The organism is Streptomyces spirodelae (genome assembly GCF_017676385.1).
In the GTDB taxonomy this organism is placed as follows: Bacteria; Actinomycetota; Actinomycetes; order Streptomycetales; family Streptomycetaceae; genus Streptomyces; species Streptomyces spirodelae.
Window position 1 is genome coordinate 238,383 of the sequence record NZ_JAFFZN010000001.1, and the last position, 19,568, is coordinate 257,950.

The following is a 19,568-nucleotide window of genomic DNA, read 5'->3' on the forward strand; positions in this document are numbered from 1 at the left end:
TCTCGCCCGGGGCCATCGACTCACCGATCCGGTCGACGACCTGGCCGTGCAGCCCCGGCAGTTCCACGCTTGCTCTCTCCCCGCCTCGGCCCGGTGCTCTGACCCAGCGGTCAGCGTGCGTCGGCGAGGCGCTTGAGCAGGGCGGTGATCCGCTCACCTGCCTCCGTGGCGCCGCCCGAGGTCAGCGCCGATCCCATGCCGCAGGCCACAGCCCCGGCCGCGATCCACTCCGGTGCATTGTCGAGTGTCACACCTCCGGTGGGTATCAGGGGCGCCTGTGGAAGGGCGGCGCACACATCGCCCAGCCAGGACGGGGAGAGGGCGGAGGCGGGGAACAGCTTGAGTGCGTCGGCGCCGTGCTCCAGGGCGCGGACCATCTCCGTCGGTGTCGCGACACCCGGGAAGACGGGGACACCGTGGCGGTGCCCGGTGTGGATCACCTCCGGATCGAGGTCGGGCGAGACGAGGAAGCGCGCGCCCGCCGCCACCGCCGCGCGGGCCGCGGCCCCGTCGAGGACCGTGCCTGCGCCGATGAGAGCGCCGGGCCGGGACTCCGCCAAGCGCTCGACAGCGGTCAGGGCGCGGGGGGTGGTCAGGGCCACCTCGACGGCGTGGAGGCCGGCGTCGAGTACGGCTTCGCCCGCGCTCACGGCGTCTTCAGGGGTGGAGCTGCGGACGATGCCGAACGCGCGCTGAGCGGTGACGGCCTGGACGGTTTCCCATCGGTACGGGGACATGGGGGGCTCCTGCGAGGGGTGGGACGGGGATGACGGGAGGGCGGGGAGGGACGGGACGGGGGAAGTGGATGGTAAGGGACAGCAGGTGGACCCACGGCGTTGGTGGAGCCGCCGGGGAGCGTCGTGCCGTCACCGCGATCCCGTACATCTTCGTCGCGGCCGGGCCGTACGTGGTGCCCAGGCTCGCCGACCGCAGCGGCTCCCGCTACCCGTGGATCGCCGGCATGGCGGTGGCGGTCGTCGTCACCTTCGGCATCAAACATCTGATCGAACGCGGACCGGTGGTCGGGCCCGCACCTGCCGCGCCGGACGCGGTGCGCTGAGCAGGCCGCTCGATCCGAGATGCGCCACGCGGAACAGGGAAATAAGCTGTTATCAGCCAGGGGCTGATACTGCCCCGGCGATCACTCCTGCCCTGCTCGGCCGATAGTCGGACGGAGACCAGAGGCAACGATTTCTGCGTCACCGAGGAGGAAGCCGTATGCGCACCTTCGCCCGTGGAACGATGCGAATGATCCGCGAAGTGCTGTACGGAATCGACACGGGGAACCGGATCAAGCACGGTATCGCTCCCGCGTCGAACGGCCAAAGCGGTGCGTCGGCCCGGTGAACCGAGGAGAACGGGAGGGGAGTTCTCCCTGGTAGGGCGGGCTCCCCGGCCGAGTGACCGCTGGGTGCGGCCAGGTTCGACGGGCCTGGCCGCACCCGGATTCCGCCTCGATTCCGCCGAGCGGTAACTCGCGGACCGGGTGCGAAGCACGCGGCTGGGGCGACCGGTTGCCCACGGAGCACCCGGGCCGGTCCGTGTGCGGGATTCAGGGCCGCCGGTAGCGGGCTCTTATATGGAGCCGCTCGCCCTGGGGATCGAGGATGCTCAGGTATTCGGCCGGTCGTTTGTCGGCGTTCCCGAACCAGTAGGGTAAGCGGGCATCGAATTCGGCGACCTCAACGAAATGCCGGTGCGCTCCGAGAGGGCGGTCAGGGTCACCCCGCTGCGGTGACGCGACTGGCGAAGCCGCGGCGACCGCGCTGAGCACGGCATCGAGTTCGTCGTCCGTCTCGGAACTGCAGTTCCGGCAAAGAATCTTGTCAGACCCGCCCCCGAGCAGCTCCGGCACCAGCCGGAACCCACCACACCCACGACGTCGTCCTGCGAGCGCAGCGCGTGCGATGACCCGCGCCAACGGTGCCGGGCGCACCGACGGAGTCAGCCGAGTGCCGGTCCCGGATCGGGCCACACCAGCAGGCAGAACTCGTTGCCCTCGGGGTCGGCGAGCACCGTGGTCAGCACCCCGTTGTCGTCGAACGGGCCGGTGAGGAGTGTGGCGCCGCGCGCGCGGAGGCGGGACAGCTCCGGCTCCAGCGTGGACACACGCAGGTCGAGATGCATCCGGTTCTTGCCCCGCTTGGGCTCGGGAACCTGCTGGAGCAGCAGCTCAGGACCGCCGCCGTCCGCCGGCGCGAGACTCACGTACGGCGGCACGGCGCGGACCCTCCGGTACCCGAGCACGGCGCACCAGAACTCGGCCAGCCGGTCGTTGTCGGCGCAGTCCAGCACGAACGCGATGTCCCGGCGAACGGTCCGCTCCTCCTCAGCCATGCACCTTCCCTTCCCACCCGCCACCTCCCGCACGCGGCGGCTGCGCCTGCGGAACGCCGTCAGGAGGTGGCCTTGAGCAGGAGACCGGCGAGTTCCGCGGGCATGGTGATCATGCAGTCGTGGCCGGTCGGCAGTTCCCACACCTGAGCCGGAGAACCGTTGGGCTGTACTGGTGGGACGGGGCGCCGGGTGATGCCTTCCGGCCGGGCGCCGACGCAGTGGATGTGCGTGCGCGGTATTCCGTTCACGGCCGGGTTGTCCAGCCGGACCGGTTGCTGGAGGCAACGCACCGGTTGGTCCGAGAGCATCGATCGCAGCCAGGCGGCGTCGACGGGATCTGTGACTCCGAACAGGCCGAAGGGTGCCGGTTGCTCCGGCAGCGGGGGAATCCGCCAGCCGCTGTCGCTTCGCGCCGCGAGGTCGATCAGGTTCTGGGTCACCGGTTGGACATCGACCGCGGTCTCGCCGTCTTCGGGAACCATCGCATCGAGGTAGACCAAGTGCGCGATCCGTTCCGGGACCTGGTTGGCCGCGGAGGAGATGACCAGCCCCGCGTAGCTGTGTCCGACGAGCACCACGTCGCTGAGTTGCTGATCGCCGATCAGCTCGACGATGTCCGCGACGTGGGTGTCGAGTCCGACCTCGGGGCTCAACAGGTGCGCCTTGTCGCCGTAGCCGGTCAGCGACGGCGCGAGCACCCGGTGCCCGGCCGACTCCAGCAGCGGTACCACCCGCTCCCAACACCGGCCGCTGTGCCAGGCGCCGTGGACCAGCAGAAATGTCGACATGAGTGAACCCAACTTCCTCGGGGCGTGGAGGCGCGCGGAGACAGGCCGTTTCCGCGCAGTTCCCTTTTGCGCCTCGGTACTCTTTGAGAACCACAACCATCGTGATGCGGCTCAACGTATGGGGCAATAAGGCACATTTCGGTGCCCCGGTTCTCTGGAGGTAACCATGACCGCGAGGGACGACGAAGCGGCGCCGACCCGGCAGCACGACCCGTGCCGGACCCGCGAAGTGCTCGACATCGTCGGGGACAAGTGGTCGCTGCTGGTCGTCCGCACCCTCCAGGAGGGGCCGCGCCGCTTCACCGAGCTCAAGCGGGCCATCGACGGCATCAGCCAGCGCATGCTCACCGTAACCCTGCGCAGCCTCGAACGGGACGGAATCCTGACGCGCACCGTGCGCAACGTCATGCCGCCCCACGTCAGCTACGAGCTCACCCCGATGGGCAGGACCCTCCAGGAGGCCACCGCGCCGCTGCTCGAATGGAGCCATGCGTACCTGCCGCACATCGACGCCGCCCGCGCGGAATACGACACCCGCACCGGCTCTCCGACCGGGCGGTCCTGACCCGCACACGGTGGGCGCCGGAGCTGCTGCGCGACGCGTGCGGCAGGGCGTTCGGTGGGCCACCCTGGGCAGTGCCGGTCCCCGGGTGGCGAGCCCGGCACCGCACGGGCTGGGGCTACCAGCGCGGGAGGCGCGGGGTGGTCCAGTCAGGGTCGGCAACGCGCATGGCGGATGCGTCGTCCCGGTCGCGCAGCGTGCCGTCGTCGTCCAGCCAGCGCTGGTGGAACACCGCGAGCTTCTCCCGGTCGAGTTCGACTCCGAGCCCTGGCGCTTCGCTGACATCCAGGGCACCTTCGCGGAAGGTGAGCCGTTCGGTGATGACGTCCTCGGTCTGCCAGGGGTAGTGGCTGTCGCAGGCGTGGTCGAGGTTCGGCACAGTCGCTGCGACCTGGGTCATGGCGGCGAGGCTGATGCCCAGATGGGTGTTGGAGTGCATGGACAGGCCGACACCGAAGGTGCGGCAGATGGCCGCCAGTTCACGGGTGTTGCGCAACCCGCCCCAGTAGTGGTGGTCGGAGAGGACAACCTGCACGGCGTCCTTGACGAATGCCTCACGGATCTCGCCGAAGGTGGTGACGCACATATTGGTCGCCAGCGGGACCGGGGTCTTGGCGGCGACCTCGGCCATCCCGCTGGTGCCGCTCGTCGGGTCCTCCAGATACTCCAGGACGTCGCGCAGTTCCTCCGCCACATGGAGCGAGGTGGGCACGGACCAGGCGCCGTTGGGGTCCAGCCGCAGCGGCCGGCCCGGGAAGCGCCCGGCCAGCGCCCGGACCGCGGCGATCTCCTGGTCCGGCGGGAAGACACCGCCCTTGAGCTTGAACGAGGTGAATCCGAACGTCTCGGCGAAGCGTTCGGCCTGGGCCACCACACCGGCCGGATCGACTGCCGCGCCCCAGTCGTCAATCTCGCCGCCCGTGCCTTGCGGATGCCGGCCCCAGCGGTAGAAGAGGTAGGCGCTGTACTCGACGCGGTCGCGCACCTTGCCGCCCAGCAGGGCGTGCACCGGGAGGCCCGCCGCCTTGCCCCAGGCGTCCAGGCAGGCGACCTCGAAGCCGGAGATCACCGAGAGGCGCAGCTTGTCGGCGGTCTGCACGCCGCGCAGACCGCCGACGTCCACGGAGCTCTCGACCCGCGAGGCGTGCACGGTGATCCCATCGGCCAAGGTGAAGAGTCCGTTCAGATCCGTGACGCTGTGCCCGACGAGTTTGTCCGCCAGCGGGCGAGCGAGTTCGAGGTACTTGCTGTCGCCGTACGTCTCGCCGACGCCGGTCACACCGTCGGCCGTGACCACCTCCACGATCAGGCGTGGGGTGTACGGCTGGTGGACGCCCTGGGTGTTCAACAGCGGCGGATCCGCGACCAGGAGTGGAGTGAGCCGCACCTGGCTGATCACGAGCGACTGGGGCGCCGGCGATGTGCGGGACTCCTGCGGGTTCTGCGGCATGATGCGGCCCTCACGAGGTCGAATCCGATGGTCAGTGGTGCCTGGTGCCTGGTGCCTGAAGCCGGCGAGCCCGTCCGGCCCGGAGCGAGTCGCCCGGCCCAGGTCGACGAGAGCGGAGCACGCAAGGGTCCGACCCGCCGCCGAGGCGGCAGCGACCGTTTCGCGCACCACCGGCTGTCGTCCCCCATAGAGATCCCGTCCATGTATACGAATGGACGTTAAGTAGGTGAACGACTGACGTCAATAGGCCCGCGGCAGACGAAGGGAACGGCAGAATCGGCCCATGGTGCGAGTCGGATCCGTGGTGCTGGGCGTCTCGGATGTGCCGCGTGCGGCCGCTTTCTGGCTGTAGGCCCTGTATCCGGACGACGCCGACTTCGTCGTGCTCGCCGATCCGGAGGGCAACCGCTTCGCGTCATCGACACCGGGCGCAACTGACGCAGGTGTCTGTCCCCCACCAGCCGCAGCCGGTTGAGGGCGTCCGCGCCGAAGCCGATCCGCAGCATGTCCCGCACTTCCCCCGGTCATACACGACGTCCGAAAGTCGCGGTCGTCGCCCTCGGCTGTGCGGAGCCGCGCGGGTGTAGCACTCACCCAGCCCCGTCGGCCGGTGTGCCCCTCATCCGTGCCCGTCGGCCGTGGCCGAAGCTCGTCTGCGCGCCCGGTAGGCAGCGGCCTTGACGCGGTTGCCGCACTCGTCCATCCCGCACCAGGTGCGCCGGGCGCCGCGTGAGCGGTCGAGGTAGAGGCGCGTGCAGTCGGGGCGACCGCACTCCTTGAGGCAGGCAGCGGGGTCGGCGAGTGCGGCGATACCGCTTCTGGCCAGGTGTGACAGGACCGACGGCAGGTCGCCCGAGATACGCAGCCCCGCGTGGCCGAGCTCGACCTTGGGCACCGGCCCGGCCGCCGCAGCGTTGACGATCTCGAGGTCGCCCGGGGCGAAGGAGCGGCCGAGCAGGCGGTCGAGGGCGAGCCGGTAGACCGCCTCCCGCAGCGCCAGCGCCGCTTCGAAGCCCGCGGTCTCGACAGTCACATGAGCGGGGAGCTCGTCGCACTGGGCCACCCACCGCTCCAAGTCGGCGGGCACGCTCAGGAGATCGACGGGCTCCCCTCGGCGAGAACCCACGGTACCGGCCAGATCGAGGGCGGGGTTGCCGCTCACAAAAGCGAATTCCACGTCACCATCTTGACCAGTGACGCGCCCGGAGGCAAGACTCGTCACCTGTTGAACCGGTGACGCCGGCGAAAGACGGGAGAGAGCATGGCCGAGATCCAGGACGCCGACACCAGCAGTGACACCGCCACCGACACCGAGGCCGGTACTGACGCCAGTGCCACCATCGGCACGGACGTCGGCCTCGACGTCGTCGTCTTCGACGTGCTCGGGACCCTGGTCGACGAACCGGGCGGGCTCCGAACGGAAATCCGCGACGCGGTGCCAGGGTCCGACGACGCACTTGTCGAGGAACTGCTCACCATCTGGCAGCAGCACTGCGAGCGCGAGCAGCAGCGGATCACGGAAGGCCACCGCGCCTACGCCGACACCGAGACCATCGACCGAGAGGCGGCCCGGCGAGTGACCGACCGTGCCGGGGTCACCGACCCGGCGACCATCGCCCGCCTTGCCACAGCCGGCCGTCGTCTGCCCCCTTGGGACGACTCCGTCGCCGGTCTCGCACACCTCGCCCGGCACTTCCCCGTCATCGGACTGTCCAACGCCGCCCGCACCGCGCTCCTGCAGCTCAACGCATATGCCGGGCTGCGCTGGCACCAAGCCCTGTCCGCCGAAGCCGTATCGGCCTACAAGCCGGCGCCGGAGGTCTACCAACTCGCCCTCGACACCGCCGGATGCCCGCCGGAACGCGTCCTCATGGTCGCCGCCCACGCCTGGGACCTGCGCGGAGCCCAGGCGCTGGGGATGCGGACCGCCTACGTCCGGCGACCGGTCGGTGACCCGCCGACGGACTCCGACACCTTCGACTGGCGATTCGACGGGCTGCAAGAGTTGGTCAGCACCCTGACAGCGAAGTAGCCGGTCCTACGCGAACGAGCCCGTCCGGATTCAGCGAACGGCGTCCGCTCCCGCCGCGAGATCGGCTTCCACGTTCGCCGCCATGACGGAGAGGTTCCGCACCGTCTGCTGGTACTGCTCAGGCGTGAGCTCCCCGAGAACCACGGCGCGGGAGCGGGCGATCCGGTCCGCGGCCTGAGCATGCACCGCACGCCCGGAGGCGGTGAGCTCCACGGTGTGCCCGTCGGCGCGCGTCCACCCCCGGGCGGTGAGGCCGTCAGGACCGTCCAGCAACTCCGCCAGCCCCGGCTCGCCCTCGCACAGGAACGGAGCGACTGCGTCGGCCAGTTCCCCGCGGGGCGCGGCGCCCCGGCTGAGCGTGTGAAGAACCTGCCAGTGCCGCCGGGCGAGTCCGAGGTCTCCGAGCGTGACGTCGAACTGCCGCTCCAGCAGGTGGTGCAGGTGCATGAGCCAGTAGCCGATGGGCTTGGGCGCGTCCATCCCGAGTCTCCCGCCGTCCGGTATTGCATGTACTTTAACATGTACTTGCTGTTCCTTATGGAGATTGGGAGACCCGGTGGACACCCCGGATACGGATGTCGCGGCGCTGGAGGCCGCGGTCGTCGCGCTGCGCCGGAGCCAGAAGCGCCGAGCGCTGGCCCGGCTGTCGGAGCGACGCGGTGAGCGCATCAGCCCCTACGCCGACCTGCCGGACGCGGTCGTGGAGTTGCTCGACACGATCGCCGCAGAGGCGGCGCGGGGTGATGCGCTCACCGTCACGCGAGCGGCCGCGGCCCTCGGCGTCGACCAGCCGCGCGCCAGCAGACTCACCGCGCAGGCCCTGGACGCCGGGCTGCTGTGCCGCCGGGCGGATCAGCGGGACGGACGGCGCTCGCTCCTGGCCCTCACCCCGGAGGGGCAGGCGGTGCTCGACCGCGTACGCGACTTCCGACGCCGCGTCATCGCCGAGGCCGTGGGCGACTGGCCCGACGAGGAGCGCGGTGAACTCGCCCGCCTCCTCGCCCGTTTCGTCCGGGACTTCTGCGCGGTGACGGGCTCTTGAGCCACCAGTTCGGAGCCGGCTCCGCGTGGGCGGGCCGGCGTCACGCCACGGCGGTCCCCTCCAGCTCGACCAGCTGGCCCGGCAGCGCCAGCCGTGTCACCCCGAGCATCGTGGTGGTAGGCGCCACCCCGGCGGCGCCCAACCGCGACGCCAGCACGCCGTAGTGCGGGAACAGCAGATCGACGTCGGTGGTGTAGACGTTGAGCCGGACGAGGTTCGCGAGGGTCATTCCGGCCTCGCCGAGCACGCCCTCCAGATTGTCGAGGCTCAGCGCCAACTGTGCGGCCATGTCACCCTCGTGCTGGGGCTTGCCGTCGCCGCTCATCGCGGTCTGACCCGAGCAGTACAGGGTCCGGGTGTGCCCGGAGACGATCTCGCCCTGGTTGAACCCCATCTCCACCGACCACGTCACCGGGTTGACTGCCGTTCGTTCCACTGCCATATCAGCTCCGTTGGATTCATCGAGTACGTACGTCCAGCTGTGCGGTAGCCGCCCTGCCGACGTCGGTGCTCATGAGCCTCGCAACAAAGCACGACATCCTTGGTCATGTATTCGATAAGGTCCCCCCATGCGCGCCGATCGGCTGGTCTCGCTGGTGCTGCTGCTGCGTCAGCGCGGTCGGCTGACCGCTGACACGCTGGCCCGCGAACTCGAGGTGTCCACCCGCACCGTGCTGCGCGACATCGAGGCGCTCTCCGCAGCCGGCGTCCCGGTATACGCCGAACGCGGCCGACACGGCGGGTTCGCGCTGTTGCCCGGCTTCCGAACCGAACTCACCGGGCTGAACCACGAAGAGGCCCTCGCCTTGCTGACCGCCGGATCAGGCCGCGGCGAGCAGGTGTTCGGCCTCGGGTCGGCACTCGCCTCGGCCATGCGCAAGGTGGTCGACGCGCTGCCGGAAGACCACCGGACCACCGCGAGCGACGCGGCCCAGCGGTTCCTCGTCGAGCCGGAGACCGACCTGCTCTCCCGTCGGCTGGTCACCGAGGAGGTGCCCGGCACGACGATGATCGAGGTCCGGCGCGCGGTGCTCGCCGGGCACAAACTGCGCATCCACTACGCGGCCACGGACCAGCCGGCGCAGTGGCGCACGGTGGACCCGATCGGACTGGTCACCGTGCGCGACCGGAGCTACTTGCTGGCCACGAGAGCCGGCGCGGACCGCACCTACCGGCTGTCGCGGGTGCTGGCCGCCGAGGCACTGACCGAGCCGGCACAGCGACCGAACCGGGTCGACCTGAACCGGATCTGGCGAGAACGCTGCGCGCGGTTTCTGTCCAGCGGCCATATCGCCGCGCTGGTACGGGTGGACCCGAAGCGGCGGGAGGAGCTGCTGAGCACCGCGGTGGCCGTCCGCGCCGTGGAACCCGACGCGGACGGCTGGGTGCGGCTGGAGGTGACGTTCCAGGATCTGCGCCACGCCGAGTGGGCACTGTGGCAGCTCGGCACGGACGCGGAAGCCCTGGCCCCGGAGCCGCTGCGCACCTCCCTGCGCGACCGTGCCGCCGCGCTCGCCGCCCGCTACGGAGACCGGCCCTGAGGTAGGGCCGAGGTCTGCTCGCCGGAGAGCAGGAGCTCCGCCACGGGCGCCGCCGCGCTCTTCACTGTCATCGGTCCGCTGATCCACCCGCAGCTACCCGAGACCGGGGTCGACTGGGATGCCGGCCTCACTCACGCCCGCACCGGAGCCCCGCGTCTGCCCGGCCGCCGCCCCGTCCTGCTCTACAGCCCGGCGGCGGTGACGCCCGGATGATGGGCAGCGCCCGCGCGGTGGAACTGGCCTCGCACGGCTGGACGGTGGTCACAGTCGACCACCCGGGGGACGCGAGCGAGGTGGAGTCCCCCGACGAGCGGCCGGGATCGGCGACCGGTCGCCGTGAACTTTTCCACCCGGTGCTTCATCGAACTCCGGTGTCCGACCCGATCACGCGGTGGACCCGGGCCGGCGCCGATGCGCCGTGGTCCACCGACACCGACCGCAGACGCGGAGCTTCCTCTTCATGACCACCAGGTTCCTGACAGCACGCAAGATCACCATCATCGCCGTCTCCGGCGCGCTGATCGCCGCCTTCCCTCTGGTCGCCCGGTCCGGCACGGCCGGGGAACCGGCACCGCCGACCGTCGGGGCCGAGGGAGCCACGCTGGTGGACGGCGAGAGCGGGAAGTCGCTCTACGGCAAGAGAGCCGACACTCCGCTTCCCATGGCCAGCACCGCGAAGATCATGGCTGCCTACACCGTCCTCGACCAGCGGAACCTCGACCTGGAGCGCGAGGTCACCGTGCGGGAGCAGTACCGCGACTACGTCGCCGCGCACCACGCCAGCACGGCGGATCTGCAGACCGGCGACAAGGTCACCGTCCGCCAGCTTCTCTACGCCTCCTTGCTGCCCTCCGGTGCTGACGCCGCCAAGGCCCTGGCCGACACCTTCGGCACCGGGGACAGCGTCGCGGAGCGGACCAGGTCGTTCGTCGGCAAGATGAACGCGAAGGCGCGTCAGCTCCACCTGAGCAGCACCCGGTTCCACACCTTCGACGGCACGGGCGACGACACCAGCACACCGGCCGAGCTGGTCGAGCTGACCCGGCACGCTCTGCAGAACCAGGTGTTCAGGAAGGTCGTCGAGACCAAGAAGTACAAGGGCGAGGCGCCCGCTGCCAACGGCCGCACCCGTTACTACACCTGGACCAACACCAACCTGCTGCTCGGTGCCTACGACGGGGTCATCGGCGTCAAGACCGGGACCACACAGAAGGCCGGCGCATGCCTGGTCTTCGCGGCGAGCCGCGGCGGCAGGACGCTGGTCGGCAGCGTGCTCGACAGCGAGGACCGGTACACCGACGCGGCGAAGCTGCTCGACCACGGCTTCGGCTCGGACGACGCGAAGGACCTGAAGCTCCCCGAGCCGCCGCCCGACACCCAGCGCGACTGAAGGCGTCTGGCCGTGTCTGAACCCGAAGGCGCCTGAGCGCGCCTGGCCACGCCCGAACACGCCGGCCGCGTGACGCGGCCGGGCAGGGGCGTCCGCGTACACCCGCTCCCGCTCGACGGCCGTTGACAAAACGAAACAACGTTCCGCATACTAAACGGAACAGCGCTCCGCTTCAGTACGACCGAAGCCGGAGGCTTCCGACCGCCTCACCGCCGCCACCGAACACGACCGACGGCGCAGGCCCTTGAAGGGACGTACGCACATGAGTGAACCGACCTACCCGGCAGACACCTTCGACTCGCCGGCCCCGGTGCTGTCGGTCAGCCCGGTGGTGCTGCCGGCCCCCGGGCGGGCCGTGGACCTCGAGGTCCGCGTGTCCGCGCCCGTCACCGGGAGCGACCTGCCGGTGGTGCTGCTCTCGCACGGCCAGGGCTACTCGAACCACCTCTCCTCACTGAACGGCTACGCGCCGCTCGCCAACTTCTGGGCGGCGCACGGCTTCGTCGTCATCCAGCCGACCCACTTGAGCTCCGCGTCGCTGAGCCTGGACCCCGACACCCCCGGGGCTCCCTTGTTCTGGCGGTCACGGGCCGAGGACATGACCCGCGTCCTCGACCAGCTCGACGTCATCGAGGCCGCCGTACCGCAGCTGCTCGGGCGGCTGGACCGGAGCAAGGTCGCCGTGGCCGGACACTCGATGGGCGGTCACACCGCCGGACTGCTGCTGGGCGCCCGGCTCACCGACCCGGACGACGGAACGGAGGTGAACCTGGCCGACCCCCGGATCACGGCGGGGATACTGCTGGCCGCGCCCGGCCGGGGCGGCGAAGCCCTCACCGAGTTCGTGGCCGAGAACTGGCCCTTCTTCCGGACCACGGACTTCTCCAAGATGACGACTCCCACGCTCGTCGTCGCGGGCGACCGGGACGACTCCGCCCATCTGACGGTCCGTGGGCCGGACTGGCACGCCGATCCGTACTTCCTCTCCCCCGGCCCCAAGTCCCTGCTCACTCTGTTCGGCGCCGAACACGGGCTCGGCGGAGTGTCCGGATACGACGTCGCCGAGACCACGGACGAGAATCCCGGCCGGGTATCCGCGGTCCAGCGGCTCACCAGCGCCTATCTGCGCACCGCGTTCAACCCCGGGAATTCCGCCTGGAAGGCGGCGTGTGACGCGCTGCTGTCCGGCCCCGAACCGCTCGGACGCGTCGAGTCGAAGTAGGAGCCCTTCCGCCCGATCGACGCAGGAACCCGTCCGGCCACCTCACCCCTCCTCGTCCGCTTCTTCCTGGGAGCGGCCGACGGAGGTGTGCCGCGCCAGGAACTGCGCGACGACCACATCCAACCCTCCCGTCAGGTCGACACTCCTCTTCAGCCCGAGCATCTGCTGGCTCTCGCTCAGCCGACCGCGTGCGAACCGGCCGAGAAAGCTCAGGTTGACCAGCAAGAAGGCCCCAGTGGCACCGACGGCGAAGACCACGGTTTCCAGCCGGGCCCACCTTCCTCGTCTTTGTCCGGAATGACGCCGGTCTCCCACGCAGGCCCCGTCGCGCTGTACGAGTCCGTCCCGTGTCGGCTCAGCGCCACTCCAGGACGAAGCCGGAGCGCAGCGCCTGGTCCGCACCCGCCGGCTCGATCTTCTTCGGGGTCGAACCCGGCTCGGTGGCGACGCGGAAGTGCTCTTCCCGGGGGCCCTGCCGGGAGGTGATGATCATTTGCCGGCCGTCGGGGGACAGCGCGCGCAGGGTGTTCTTCCGGCTGGTCGTTGGGAGGATCGGTTTGCCCATCACGCCTTCGGACGCGGTCTCTTCCTTGCGGAGGCGGGTGGTGTCCACGGTCCAGAAGTTGTTCTTCCTGGCCGGGTCGTCCTCCGTCAGCTCACGCGGGCCGCACAGGACGGTGCTGTTGTCCGTCCAGGCCCACGGTCGGCAGGCGCCGGGGAGGGGGTAGAGCGGCGCGTCGTCGTCGCGCTGGGTGGTGGCGCGGCGGGGCACGTCCACCACGTTCATGCCCTGGAGTTCGTGAAAGCCCGCTGCCTTACGGCCGTTGGGGCTGACCCGCAGAACGCTCGCCGTGATGGCACTCGCCGGGCGGCCGGCCAGGGTGAAGCCCGGCCGCTGCCATGTGAGGCGATCACCCGAACCGCGCGCTGTGGGTGTTCCCGCCTTGCCTCCGGACAGCTTGGTACTGAAGATGCGCGGGGTCTCGTCCTCCTTGCCCTTGGTCATGTACCAGACCTCGGTCCCGCCGCTGCCCGGTGCGAACACCGGGTGCTGTTCGGTCGGGGCGTCCGCGAAGTCCGATTCGCCGCCCTTGGTGAGCATCGTCTTCCGGCCGTCGGGGGTCACCACCGCGGCGCGCGTCCCGCCCGTCCCGGAGTCCCTGAGGACGACGGCCAACTTGGAGAAGTCGTCGTTGAACAGCTGTCGCAGACGCGGCTCGGCGAGGCCGTTGGGGCCGTCTTCCTCGTCGTCCGTCTCGCCCGGTTCGATCATGCCGTCGTCACACAGTTCACTCAACGGTGTCTTGGCGTCGTCGTCCGTCAGGACCGTCTGTGCGGGGAGCGTGAACGTCGTGCTGCCGACCTGCTTCCAGGATGTCGGATTCCATGCCTCGACAGTCACCTCGGCCGGGTTGTTCGCCGGGACGGTGCACCAGGCTTTGACGAGGACTCCCTTGGCCGGGATCGCACCGTCGCCGCGCGACGGGCCGCTCTGCCGGGACCGCTTGCCCTTCTCACCGCCGCCGTCCGGGCTCTCCCCGTTCCGCGGCGCCCCGCCCTCGCCGCCGCAGCCGGCGAGCGGAACTGTGACGGCGAGGACGAGGGCCGCAAGGTGTAGATGACGCCGCTGTTCACGCATGGTGGGCGAGTGTATACGGCAAGACGCCCGCGCCCTCGGGGAGTTGCCCACGGCCGAGCCGTAGCCTGCTGGAGATCAATGCCCCTGGCTCTGCGGGATGTCCTTGACGAAGACCAGCCCGTCGTATCCGTCCAGATGGGCCGGGTCGAGTGCGGCGTATCCGTAGTACGGGGACACGCGACGCGTGGGCGGTGTGCCGGTGAAACCGGCGGTCAGCCGGGCGGTGTCGACAACGCAACGGTCCTCCGGCAGCGCGTACAGGAGCCCTTCGACGGTGTCCGGCGGCGGCGCGTCCACCCCCTGGTGGCGGAGCGTGCCCAGGGCCGTGGCCACGACGGCGTACTCCTCGCCCAGCTGCGCGCTCAGCAGCGCCCCGGCGCTCCACCACTCCAGCGGCAGCTCACCCAGCCGCATCGAGCTCTTGTCCCGCTGGAGATGGGCGTTGTGGGCGTGGACGAGTGCCGGGCCCCGTTCGGCGGCGGCGAGGAGGTTCTCGGCCATCATGCGGTCCCGCAGCCCCAACAGCCGGGCCATGCGGGACGGCGAGGTGCCGGCCATCCAGTAGTGGTAGCCCAGCAGGCCGGTGGCGGTGCGCCCGTACAAGCGGGCCCGGTGCCAGTCGTCCCGCGAGGTCTCGGCGATCAGGTACGGCGTCTGCGTGTCGAGCAGCGCCGCCAGATCGTCGGCGAGCAGCCGCAGTTCCGCGGCCTCGGCCGACCGCCCTATGGACCGGTCCGGGTCCATCATCGCGGCCGGATCGGTCCACCGGCGGTCGTCGCCGAGCAGGCGGTCGAGGGTCTCCCGGGTACATGGCAGCAGTTCTGCTTCCACCTGGGCTGCGAGGTAGTCGTGGAGTGCGGTGAGGGAGTGCCGGGGGCTTTCGGCGTGGGTGATCTCCAACGGGCCGTCGAACCCGGCGAAGCGGAGTTGCCCGGACGCGGGCCTGCCGTCGTTGTAGGCGCGCATCCAGCGCACGAGTTCGCGGTTGGCCGCGGAGGTGCCGAACCCGTGGCTGAACCCGTGTTCCATGACGTGGTCGAGCGAGCCCTTGCCCGAGGTGACGTACTCGTCCACGAGCAGGCCCTTCAGGCAGTCGCTCTCGATGGTGATCGTCCGGTAGCCCTCCTGCTCGACGAGCTGCCGGAAGAGCTCGTTGCGCAGGTCGAGCAGAGGGTCCTCGCCGTGGGTGGGCTCGCCCAGGGCGAGCAGCCGGGGCCGGGTCGGGAGCAGCCCCATGACGGCGGCGGCGTCGACGGCATGGACGGCGTCCTTCGTGTCAATAGCCATGGATTCAACCGTATCGTTGAACCTTCGGTGGAAACTTTTCATCGCTCTACCGCGATAGCCTCTGCCTCATGCCACGAAAGCTTCAAACCGGGGAGCGGCTGAGGCCGGTCGACCTGGCACGCGAGCACGGGCTGTCCACGCAGGCGGTCAGGAACTACGAGGAGGCCGGCATCCTTCCGGCCGCCGGTCGCACGGCCCATGGCTACCGCACCTACACCGCACTGCACGCCGGAGCCCTGCGCGCGTTCCTCGCCCTGGTGCCCGGCCACGGCCACCAGGCGGCGGCGTCGATCATGCGCGCCGTGAACCGGGGCGCGTACGAGGAGGCGTTCCGCCTCATCGACGAGAGCCACGCCCAACTCCTCGACGACCGCCGGACCCTGCAGGCGGTGGAGAGCGCCCTCCGCGACCTGGAGCACACCACAGCGGCCGCGCCCGCCACGGAGTCCGAGCCTGCTGCGGGGTCCGCGCCCGCCGCGCGGTCCCAGCCGGCCGGGACGTCCGGGCCCGGCGGCACATTCATCGGGCCGCTGGCGGGCAAGCTCGGCATCCGGCCCGCGACGTTGCGCAAATGGGAGCGCGCCGGGCTGGTGCGCCCGCGCCGCGACCCGCTGACCGGGTACCGCGTCTACGACGACGCCGATGTACGGGACGCCCGACTGGCCCACCAGCTCAGGCGGGGCGGCTACCCACTGGAGCGGATCGCCCCGCTGATCGCCCAGGTACGGGCGGCCGGCGGGCTGGAGCCGCTGGAGGGCGCACTGCGGGACTGGCGCGGCCGGCTGTCGGCACGCGGGCGCGCCCTGCTGGCCGGGGCCGCGGAGCTGGAGGCGTACCTCCGTGATCGGCGGCGGGTCGACGGATCAGGGTACGCGTAGCTCGACATCGGCCAGCGCCGGCGGCCCCGGCACCAGGAACAGCAGGGGTGGCAGCGCCCAGCCGCAGATGCCTGCCGTACACGGGGCGAGCAGCACCAGGGCGCTGCCGGCGCGCTGAGCGGGCCCGGCGGGCTTTCCCAGCGAGCCGGTTTCGGACGTGCCTACAGCTTTCCCCGCGTCGTTCGGCCCGTGCGCACCGCCCCCGCGCTGGCCCCCACCACCAGTGCGATCGCCAGGCACTGCAGGGGCGAGAGCTCCTGTCCCAGGACCAGGAATCCGGCCAGTGCCGCGATCGCCGGTGCCAGGCTCATCAGCACGGCGAAGGTCGGCGCGGGGAGGCGGCGCAGGGCCAGCAGTTCCAGGGTGTACGGCAGCCCGGAGGACAGCAGTGCCACGGCCAGGCCCAGGCCGAGCACGCCCGGCTGGAGCAGCGTGGCGCCGGCGGAGCCGATGCCCAGCGGCAGGCTCATCAGCGCGGCCACGGCCATCGCCAGGGCGAGTCCGTCCAGCCGCGGAAAGCGGGCGCCGGTCCGGGAGTTGAAGACGATGTACGCCGCCCACATGGCTCCCGCGCCCAGCGCGAAGGCGGCGCCCGCGAGGTCGAGCCGGCCGAAGCCGTCCTGTCCCAGGAGGAAGACGCCCACGAGCGCGGCGCCGGCCCATACCAGGCTCACAGCGCGGCGTGCTGCCGCGATGGACAGCACGAGCGGCCCGAGAACTTCCAAGGTCACCGCGGGGCCGAGCGGTATTCGGTCGATCGCCTGGTAGAAGAGGATGTTCATACCGCCGAGCGCCAGACCGAAGGCGCCGACGACGGCCCAGTCGGCGCGGCTGTACCCGCGCAGCCGGGGGCGGCAGACGGCCAGCAGCAGCACGGCCGCGATCGTCACCCGCAAAGCCACCACACCGAGAGCACCTGCACGGGGGAAGAGCAGGGCGGCGACGGCGGAGCCGAACTGCACCGAGACGGCGCCGGCCAGCACCAGTCCGATGCCGCCGAGGCTGCCGACGCCGGCGGGGGCCGTCACCGTACGGACGCGGCCGGCCGGTGTCGTGCCCGCTCCCGGGGACGCCGGGGGCGTCTCACCAGCGGGGTCTGTTCGCGCGCTCGTCTGTGTCATGCCATCACGCTACGGAGCCGCGCACGCGCTGGGAAATGCCTATTGAGCCGTGGTTATGCTTGCTGGGTATGACCATCGAGCTGCGCCATCTGCGGGCCTTCCTCGCCATCGCCGAGGAGGGCACCATCACCCGTGCCGCAGCCCGGCTGCACATCGGGCAGCCCGCCCTGTCGCGCACGCTGCGCCAGCTCGAGAGCCATCTGGGCGTGCGCCTGGTCGACCGCTCCACGCACCATCTGGAGCTCACAACGGCGGGCCGCAGGTTCCGCGAGAAGGCCACCGCCGCACTGGCCGCCGTGGACGCGGCCCTCGACCCGCGCCCGCTGACGGCCCTGCCGCTCCGCCTCGGGCACCCCTGGGCCGCCCTGGGCGGCCGTACCATCCCGCTGCTGCGCCGCTGGGACGAGGAACACCCCGAGGTTCCACTGGAGTTGCGCCGCATCGACGACCGTACGGCGGGGCTCGCCCAAGGGAAGGTGGATGTCGCGCTGCTGCGCGGCGAGGTCCGGGCGCCGGGGCTGGTCACGGAGCTGCTGCGGCACGAGGAGCGGATCGCGGTGGTGCCCGCGGACAGCGAGCTGGCCAGCCGGAGCGCCCTGGCTCTGGCAGATCTCGCCGCGTGGCCGGTCGCCTTGAACACGGTGGCCGGCACCACCACTCCGGAGCTGTGGCCCGCCTCGGCGCGCCCCAGGGAGACGATCGAGGTCACCAACACCGACGAGTGGCTGACGGCCATCGCCGTCGGCCGGGCCGTGGGCGTCTCGACGTCGGCGACCCCCGGCCTGCACTCACACCCGTCGATCGCCTACCGTCCGCTGACCGACGCGCCACCGGTCCCGCTGCTCCTCGCCTGGCGCAGCGGCACCCCGACCCACCCCGCGATCCCGGCCCTGGTGGCGCTGGCCCGACAGCTGGTGGCGGAAGACTGACGGGGCGCTCAGGGGGGCTCACGGCGCTCAGGCCACTCAGGCACTCAGCACGCGCCGGTCCGGCGCAGGGTGGCGGCACCGAGCTGTACCGGTGGTCCTGGCCGGACGGTGCGGCCCCGGCGGACTCGGGAGAGCGGGCGGTACGCCGACCGCCGGACTCCGCCGGGGCGGGGCAGAGCCGCCGCACACCGTGGCGCCGGAGTGGGGGCTGAAGGGGCGTCAGCCCTCCGTGGGTCGGACGGTGCTCATGATCTTCTTGATCTCGGCCTTTGTCAGCGCCTTCGGAACTCCCTGGTCCGCGTAGATCACCCAGCCGTGCATGGTGCCGTCCGGGAGTTTCTGCGCGATGCTGTGCACCACGGCCTTGGGCGGGACGCACGGGCTCGGCCGGTGGGTGACGGTGACCTCGGCGGTCGCGGTGTAACCGTTGATACCGCCCTGCTTCCACGGCTTGGCCTCGCTCACCTTGATCTTGGGCTTGTGGTCCTCACCGCCGTACGCGGCGAAGCCCCAGTTGCCCGCCCAGTTGCGAGCGTTCTCCTGGAGGCTGCCCTGCTTGCCGCCGCCGGTGGTGCCGACGGTGGCGAGCTGGCCCTTGCCCGCCTGGCCGAAAGCCTTGGGGTTGGGGCTCGACGAGCAGCCGCCCTCACGGTAGTTGGCGGCCGCGGTCATGACGACGATCGGCTTGCCGTTCTTGTCGGTGTAGGAGAGCGCCACGTCCTCCTTGAGGACCTTCCACTTCTTGGCCTTGCCGGGCACGTCGTAGCGGAACTGGTGCTTCTGCGAGGTCTGCGTCTGCCAGCCGGCGATCGACGGCTTGTCACCCGAGGGGCCCGCCGGCGCCGCGGAGTCGGACGACTCCGCGGATGGCTTCTCCGACTTCGCGGCATCGGCGTCCTTGTCCTTGGACTTGCCCACGTCCTCGTTGCATCCGCTCAGAGCGACGACCAGGCCGATACCGACGGCCGCGACGGCGGCCTTCTTCGTTCGGCGAGGTGGCACCGCGGGGGAACTTGGGTGGTGAGCAATACGCTGGGCGATCTTTGACTGGAACATGATCGGTACCCTATGTGAACTGGGCTTCTCCCCCTTGACCAGGTGCAGGTCCCCTACGAGACGGATACCTGCCTGTGACAGAACACCCGGAGTTCCTGCACGCGGCGCGCGAAATGCCACCGCGTGGACCGTGGCACGCCACCCCTCGACCCTTTGCACCTGTTTGCGGTCCTTCTCGCTTCCCAGGTCTGGAGGACGATCCGGACGGAGCCCGGCCCGGAGCGGAAATATGAGCTTTTGAGCTGACGCCCACAAGCCGCCCGACCGTATACAGCACCGCCAACACCGCACCTT

At 70.7% G+C, this 19,568-nt stretch carries 23 protein-coding genes; 10 read left to right on the plus strand and 13 right to left on the minus strand.

From position 1 onward, the window contains the following. Nucleotides 1-110: 110 nt before the first annotated feature. Complete coding sequence (locus tag JW592_RS01035) at nt 111-737, minus strand: bifunctional 4-hydroxy-2-oxoglutarate aldolase/2-dehydro-3-deoxy-phosphogluconate aldolase (RefSeq protein ID WP_209262886.1); 627 nt, start codon at nt 735-737, stop codon at nt 111-113. Between the two features lie 68 nt (nt 738-805). Between JW592_RS01035 and JW592_RS01040 the strand changes: the two genes are divergently transcribed. Next, the gene (locus JW592_RS01040) at nt 806-1,060 is read left to right on the plus strand and encodes a hypothetical protein (protein ID WP_209262887.1); all 255 of its coding nucleotides are present in this window, start codon (nt 806-808) and stop codon (nt 1,058-1,060) included. 158 nt (nt 1,061-1,218) lie between these two features. Continuing rightward, nucleotides 1,219-1,347: a hypothetical protein gene (locus JW592_RS33115; protein WP_267877943.1), complete on the plus strand. Its 129-nt coding sequence runs from the start codon at nt 1,219-1,221 to the stop codon at nt 1,345-1,347. A 205-nt stretch (nt 1,348-1,552) separates the two neighbouring features. Here the strand turns inward: JW592_RS33115 and JW592_RS33500 are convergent, their stop codons facing one another. From JW592_RS33500 to JW592_RS01055, 3 genes are all read right to left on the minus strand, one after another. Next, nucleotides 1,553-1,855, minus strand: a complete 303-nt coding sequence (locus JW592_RS33500; RefSeq protein ID WP_209262888.1) for a hypothetical protein — start codon at nt 1,853-1,855, stop codon at nt 1,553-1,555. Nucleotides 1,856-1,944: 89 nt separating this feature from the next. After that, nucleotides 1,945-2,337 (minus strand): VOC family protein, encoded by a 393-nt coding sequence (locus JW592_RS01050; protein ID WP_209262889.1) that lies wholly within the window; start codon nt 2,335-2,337, stop codon nt 1,945-1,947. Between the two features lie 59 nt (nt 2,338-2,396). After that, entirely contained in the window at nt 2,397-3,125 is a 729-nt protein-coding gene (locus JW592_RS01055; RefSeq protein ID WP_209262890.1) for an alpha/beta fold hydrolase, read from the minus strand. A 166-nt stretch (nt 3,126-3,291) separates the two neighbouring features. Between JW592_RS01055 and JW592_RS01060 the strand changes: the two genes are divergently transcribed. Beyond that, nucleotides 3,292-3,690, plus strand: a complete 399-nt coding sequence (locus JW592_RS01060; RefSeq protein WP_209262891.1) for a winged helix-turn-helix transcriptional regulator — start codon at nt 3,292-3,294, stop codon at nt 3,688-3,690. 115 nt (nt 3,691-3,805) lie between these two features. Here JW592_RS01060 and JW592_RS01065 read toward each other — a convergent pair whose 3' ends face one another. Then, complete coding sequence (locus tag JW592_RS01065) at nt 3,806-5,137, minus strand: glucarate dehydratase family protein (RefSeq protein ID WP_209262892.1); 1,332 nt, start codon at nt 5,135-5,137, stop codon at nt 3,806-3,808. A 619-nt stretch (nt 5,138-5,756) separates the two neighbouring features. Continuing rightward, the gene (locus JW592_RS01070; RefSeq protein WP_209262893.1) at nt 5,757-6,314 is read right to left on the minus strand and encodes a CGNR zinc finger domain-containing protein; all 558 of its coding nucleotides are present in this window, start codon (nt 6,312-6,314) and stop codon (nt 5,757-5,759) included. A gap of 84 nt (nt 6,315-6,398) precedes the next feature. Between JW592_RS01070 and JW592_RS01075 the strand changes: the two genes are divergently transcribed. Then, on the plus strand, nt 6,399-7,169 hold the full coding sequence (locus JW592_RS01075) for a haloacid dehalogenase type II (RefSeq protein ID WP_209262894.1): 771 nt from the start codon (nt 6,399-6,401) through the stop codon (nt 7,167-7,169). A 30-nt stretch (nt 7,170-7,199) separates the two neighbouring features. Here JW592_RS01075 and JW592_RS01080 read toward each other — a convergent pair whose 3' ends face one another. After that, the gene (locus tag JW592_RS01080) at nt 7,200-7,649 is read right to left on the minus strand and encodes a MarR family winged helix-turn-helix transcriptional regulator (RefSeq protein ID WP_209262895.1); all 450 of its coding nucleotides are present in this window, start codon (nt 7,647-7,649) and stop codon (nt 7,200-7,202) included. Between the two features lie 76 nt (nt 7,650-7,725). Between JW592_RS01080 and JW592_RS01085 the strand changes: the two genes are divergently transcribed. Then, nucleotides 7,726-8,211, plus strand: coding sequence for a MarR family winged helix-turn-helix transcriptional regulator (locus tag JW592_RS01085; RefSeq protein ID WP_209262896.1), 486 nt, complete (start codon nt 7,726-7,728; stop codon nt 8,209-8,211). Between the two features lie 40 nt (nt 8,212-8,251). On the opposite strand, the gene JW592_RS01090 is transcribed toward JW592_RS01085, so the two are convergent. After that, complete coding sequence (locus JW592_RS01090) at nt 8,252-8,653, minus strand: RidA family protein (protein ID WP_229374972.1); 402 nt, start codon at nt 8,651-8,653, stop codon at nt 8,252-8,254. A 127-nt stretch (nt 8,654-8,780) separates the two neighbouring features. Between JW592_RS01090 and JW592_RS01095 the strand changes: the two genes are divergently transcribed. The 3 genes from JW592_RS01095 to JW592_RS01105 all read left to right on the plus strand — a co-directional run bounded on the left by JW592_RS01095 (nt 8,781) and on the right by JW592_RS01105 (nt 12,364). After that, entirely contained in the window at nt 8,781-9,752 is a 972-nt protein-coding gene (locus JW592_RS01095) for a helix-turn-helix transcriptional regulator (RefSeq protein WP_209262897.1), read from the plus strand. A gap of 460 nt (nt 9,753-10,212) precedes the next feature. Continuing rightward, nucleotides 10,213-11,142, plus strand: a complete 930-nt coding sequence (locus JW592_RS01100) for a D-alanyl-D-alanine carboxypeptidase family protein (RefSeq protein ID WP_209262898.1) — start codon at nt 10,213-10,215, stop codon at nt 11,140-11,142. A gap of 262 nt (nt 11,143-11,404) precedes the next feature. Next, nucleotides 11,405-12,364 (plus strand): alpha/beta hydrolase family protein, encoded by a 960-nt coding sequence (locus JW592_RS01105; RefSeq protein ID WP_209262899.1) that lies wholly within the window; start codon nt 11,405-11,407, stop codon nt 12,362-12,364. 42 nt (nt 12,365-12,406) lie between these two features. Here the strand turns inward: JW592_RS01105 and JW592_RS01110 are convergent, their stop codons facing one another. From JW592_RS01110 to JW592_RS01120, 3 genes are all read right to left on the minus strand, one after another. Further along, complete coding sequence (locus JW592_RS01110; protein ID WP_209262900.1) at nt 12,407-12,622, minus strand: hypothetical protein; 216 nt, start codon at nt 12,620-12,622, stop codon at nt 12,407-12,409. 97 nt (nt 12,623-12,719) lie between these two features. Then, on the minus strand, nt 12,720-14,003 hold the full coding sequence (locus JW592_RS01115; RefSeq protein WP_209262901.1) for a hypothetical protein: 1,284 nt from the start codon (nt 14,001-14,003) through the stop codon (nt 12,720-12,722). A 75-nt stretch (nt 14,004-14,078) separates the two neighbouring features. Further along, nucleotides 14,079-15,290, minus strand: coding sequence for an erythromycin esterase family protein (locus JW592_RS01120; protein ID WP_209262902.1), 1,212 nt, complete (start codon nt 15,288-15,290; stop codon nt 14,079-14,081). 68 nt (nt 15,291-15,358) lie between these two features. Between JW592_RS01120 and JW592_RS01125 the strand changes: the two genes are divergently transcribed. Next, nucleotides 15,359-16,168, plus strand: coding sequence for a TioE family transcriptional regulator (locus tag JW592_RS01125; RefSeq protein ID WP_209262903.1), 810 nt, complete (start codon nt 15,359-15,361; stop codon nt 16,166-16,168). 161 nt (nt 16,169-16,329) lie between these two features. Here the strand turns inward: JW592_RS01125 and JW592_RS01130 are convergent, their stop codons facing one another. After that, the gene (locus JW592_RS01130; RefSeq protein ID WP_209262904.1) at nt 16,330-17,289 is read right to left on the minus strand and encodes an EamA family transporter; all 960 of its coding nucleotides are present in this window, start codon (nt 17,287-17,289) and stop codon (nt 16,330-16,332) included. Nucleotides 17,290-17,357: 68 nt separating this feature from the next. Here JW592_RS01130 and JW592_RS01135 point away from each other — a divergent pair, with 68 nt between their 5' ends. Further along, complete coding sequence (locus JW592_RS01135) at nt 17,358-18,218, plus strand: LysR family transcriptional regulator (protein WP_209262905.1); 861 nt, start codon at nt 17,358-17,360, stop codon at nt 18,216-18,218. A 219-nt stretch (nt 18,219-18,437) separates the two neighbouring features. On the opposite strand, the gene JW592_RS01140 is transcribed toward JW592_RS01135, so the two are convergent. Next, the gene (locus JW592_RS01140) at nt 18,438-19,220 is read right to left on the minus strand and encodes a DUF8017 domain-containing protein (protein ID WP_307805249.1); all 783 of its coding nucleotides are present in this window, start codon (nt 19,218-19,220) and stop codon (nt 18,438-18,440) included. Nucleotides 19,221-19,568: the final 348 nt, after the last annotated feature.

Coding starts and splice junctions, on each gene's coding strand:
- JW592_RS01125 (WP_209262903.1), top strand. CDS start 15,359: ATGCCACGAAAGCTTCAAACCGGGGAGCGGCTGAGGCCGGTCGACCTG.
- JW592_RS01105 (WP_209262899.1), top strand. CDS start 11,405: ATGAGTGAACCGACCTACCCGGCAGACACCTTCGACTCGCCGGCCCCG.
- JW592_RS01065 (WP_209262892.1), bottom strand. CDS start 5,137: ATGCCGCAGAACCCGCAGGAGTCCCGCACATCGCCGGCGCCCCAGTCG.
- JW592_RS33115 (WP_267877943.1), top strand. CDS start 1,219: ATGCGCACCTTCGCCCGTGGAACGATGCGAATGATCCGCGAAGTGCTG.
- JW592_RS01120 (WP_209262902.1), bottom strand. CDS start 15,290: ATGGCTATTGACACGAAGGACGCCGTCCATGCCGTCGACGCCGCCGCC.
- JW592_RS01135 (WP_209262905.1), top strand. CDS start 17,358: ATGACCATCGAGCTGCGCCATCTGCGGGCCTTCCTCGCCATCGCCGAG.
- JW592_RS01095 (WP_209262897.1), top strand. CDS start 8,781: ATGCGCGCCGATCGGCTGGTCTCGCTGGTGCTGCTGCTGCGTCAGCGC.
- JW592_RS01040 (WP_209262887.1), top strand. CDS start 806: ATGGTAAGGGACAGCAGGTGGACCCACGGCGTTGGTGGAGCCGCCGGG.
- JW592_RS01090 (WP_229374972.1), bottom strand. CDS start 8,653: ATGGCAGTGGAACGAACGGCAGTCAACCCGGTGACGTGGTCGGTGGAG.
- JW592_RS01055 (WP_209262890.1), bottom strand. CDS start 3,125: ATGTCGACATTTCTGCTGGTCCACGGCGCCTGGCACAGCGGCCGGTGT.
- JW592_RS01060 (WP_209262891.1), top strand. CDS start 3,292: ATGACCGCGAGGGACGACGAAGCGGCGCCGACCCGGCAGCACGACCCG.
- JW592_RS01075 (WP_209262894.1), top strand. CDS start 6,399: ATGGCCGAGATCCAGGACGCCGACACCAGCAGTGACACCGCCACCGAC.
- JW592_RS01130 (WP_209262904.1), bottom strand. CDS start 17,289: ATGACACAGACGAGCGCGCGAACAGACCCCGCTGGTGAGACGCCCCCG.
- JW592_RS01100 (WP_209262898.1), top strand. CDS start 10,213: ATGACCACCAGGTTCCTGACAGCACGCAAGATCACCATCATCGCCGTC.
- JW592_RS01080 (WP_209262895.1), bottom strand. CDS start 7,649: ATGGACGCGCCCAAGCCCATCGGCTACTGGCTCATGCACCTGCACCAC.
- JW592_RS01115 (WP_209262901.1), bottom strand. CDS start 14,003: ATGCGTGAACAGCGGCGTCATCTACACCTTGCGGCCCTCGTCCTCGCC.
- JW592_RS01035 (WP_209262886.1), bottom strand. CDS start 737: ATGTCCCCGTACCGATGGGAAACCGTCCAGGCCGTCACCGCTCAGCGC.
- JW592_RS01050 (WP_209262889.1), bottom strand. CDS start 2,337: ATGGCTGAGGAGGAGCGGACCGTTCGCCGGGACATCGCGTTCGTGCTG.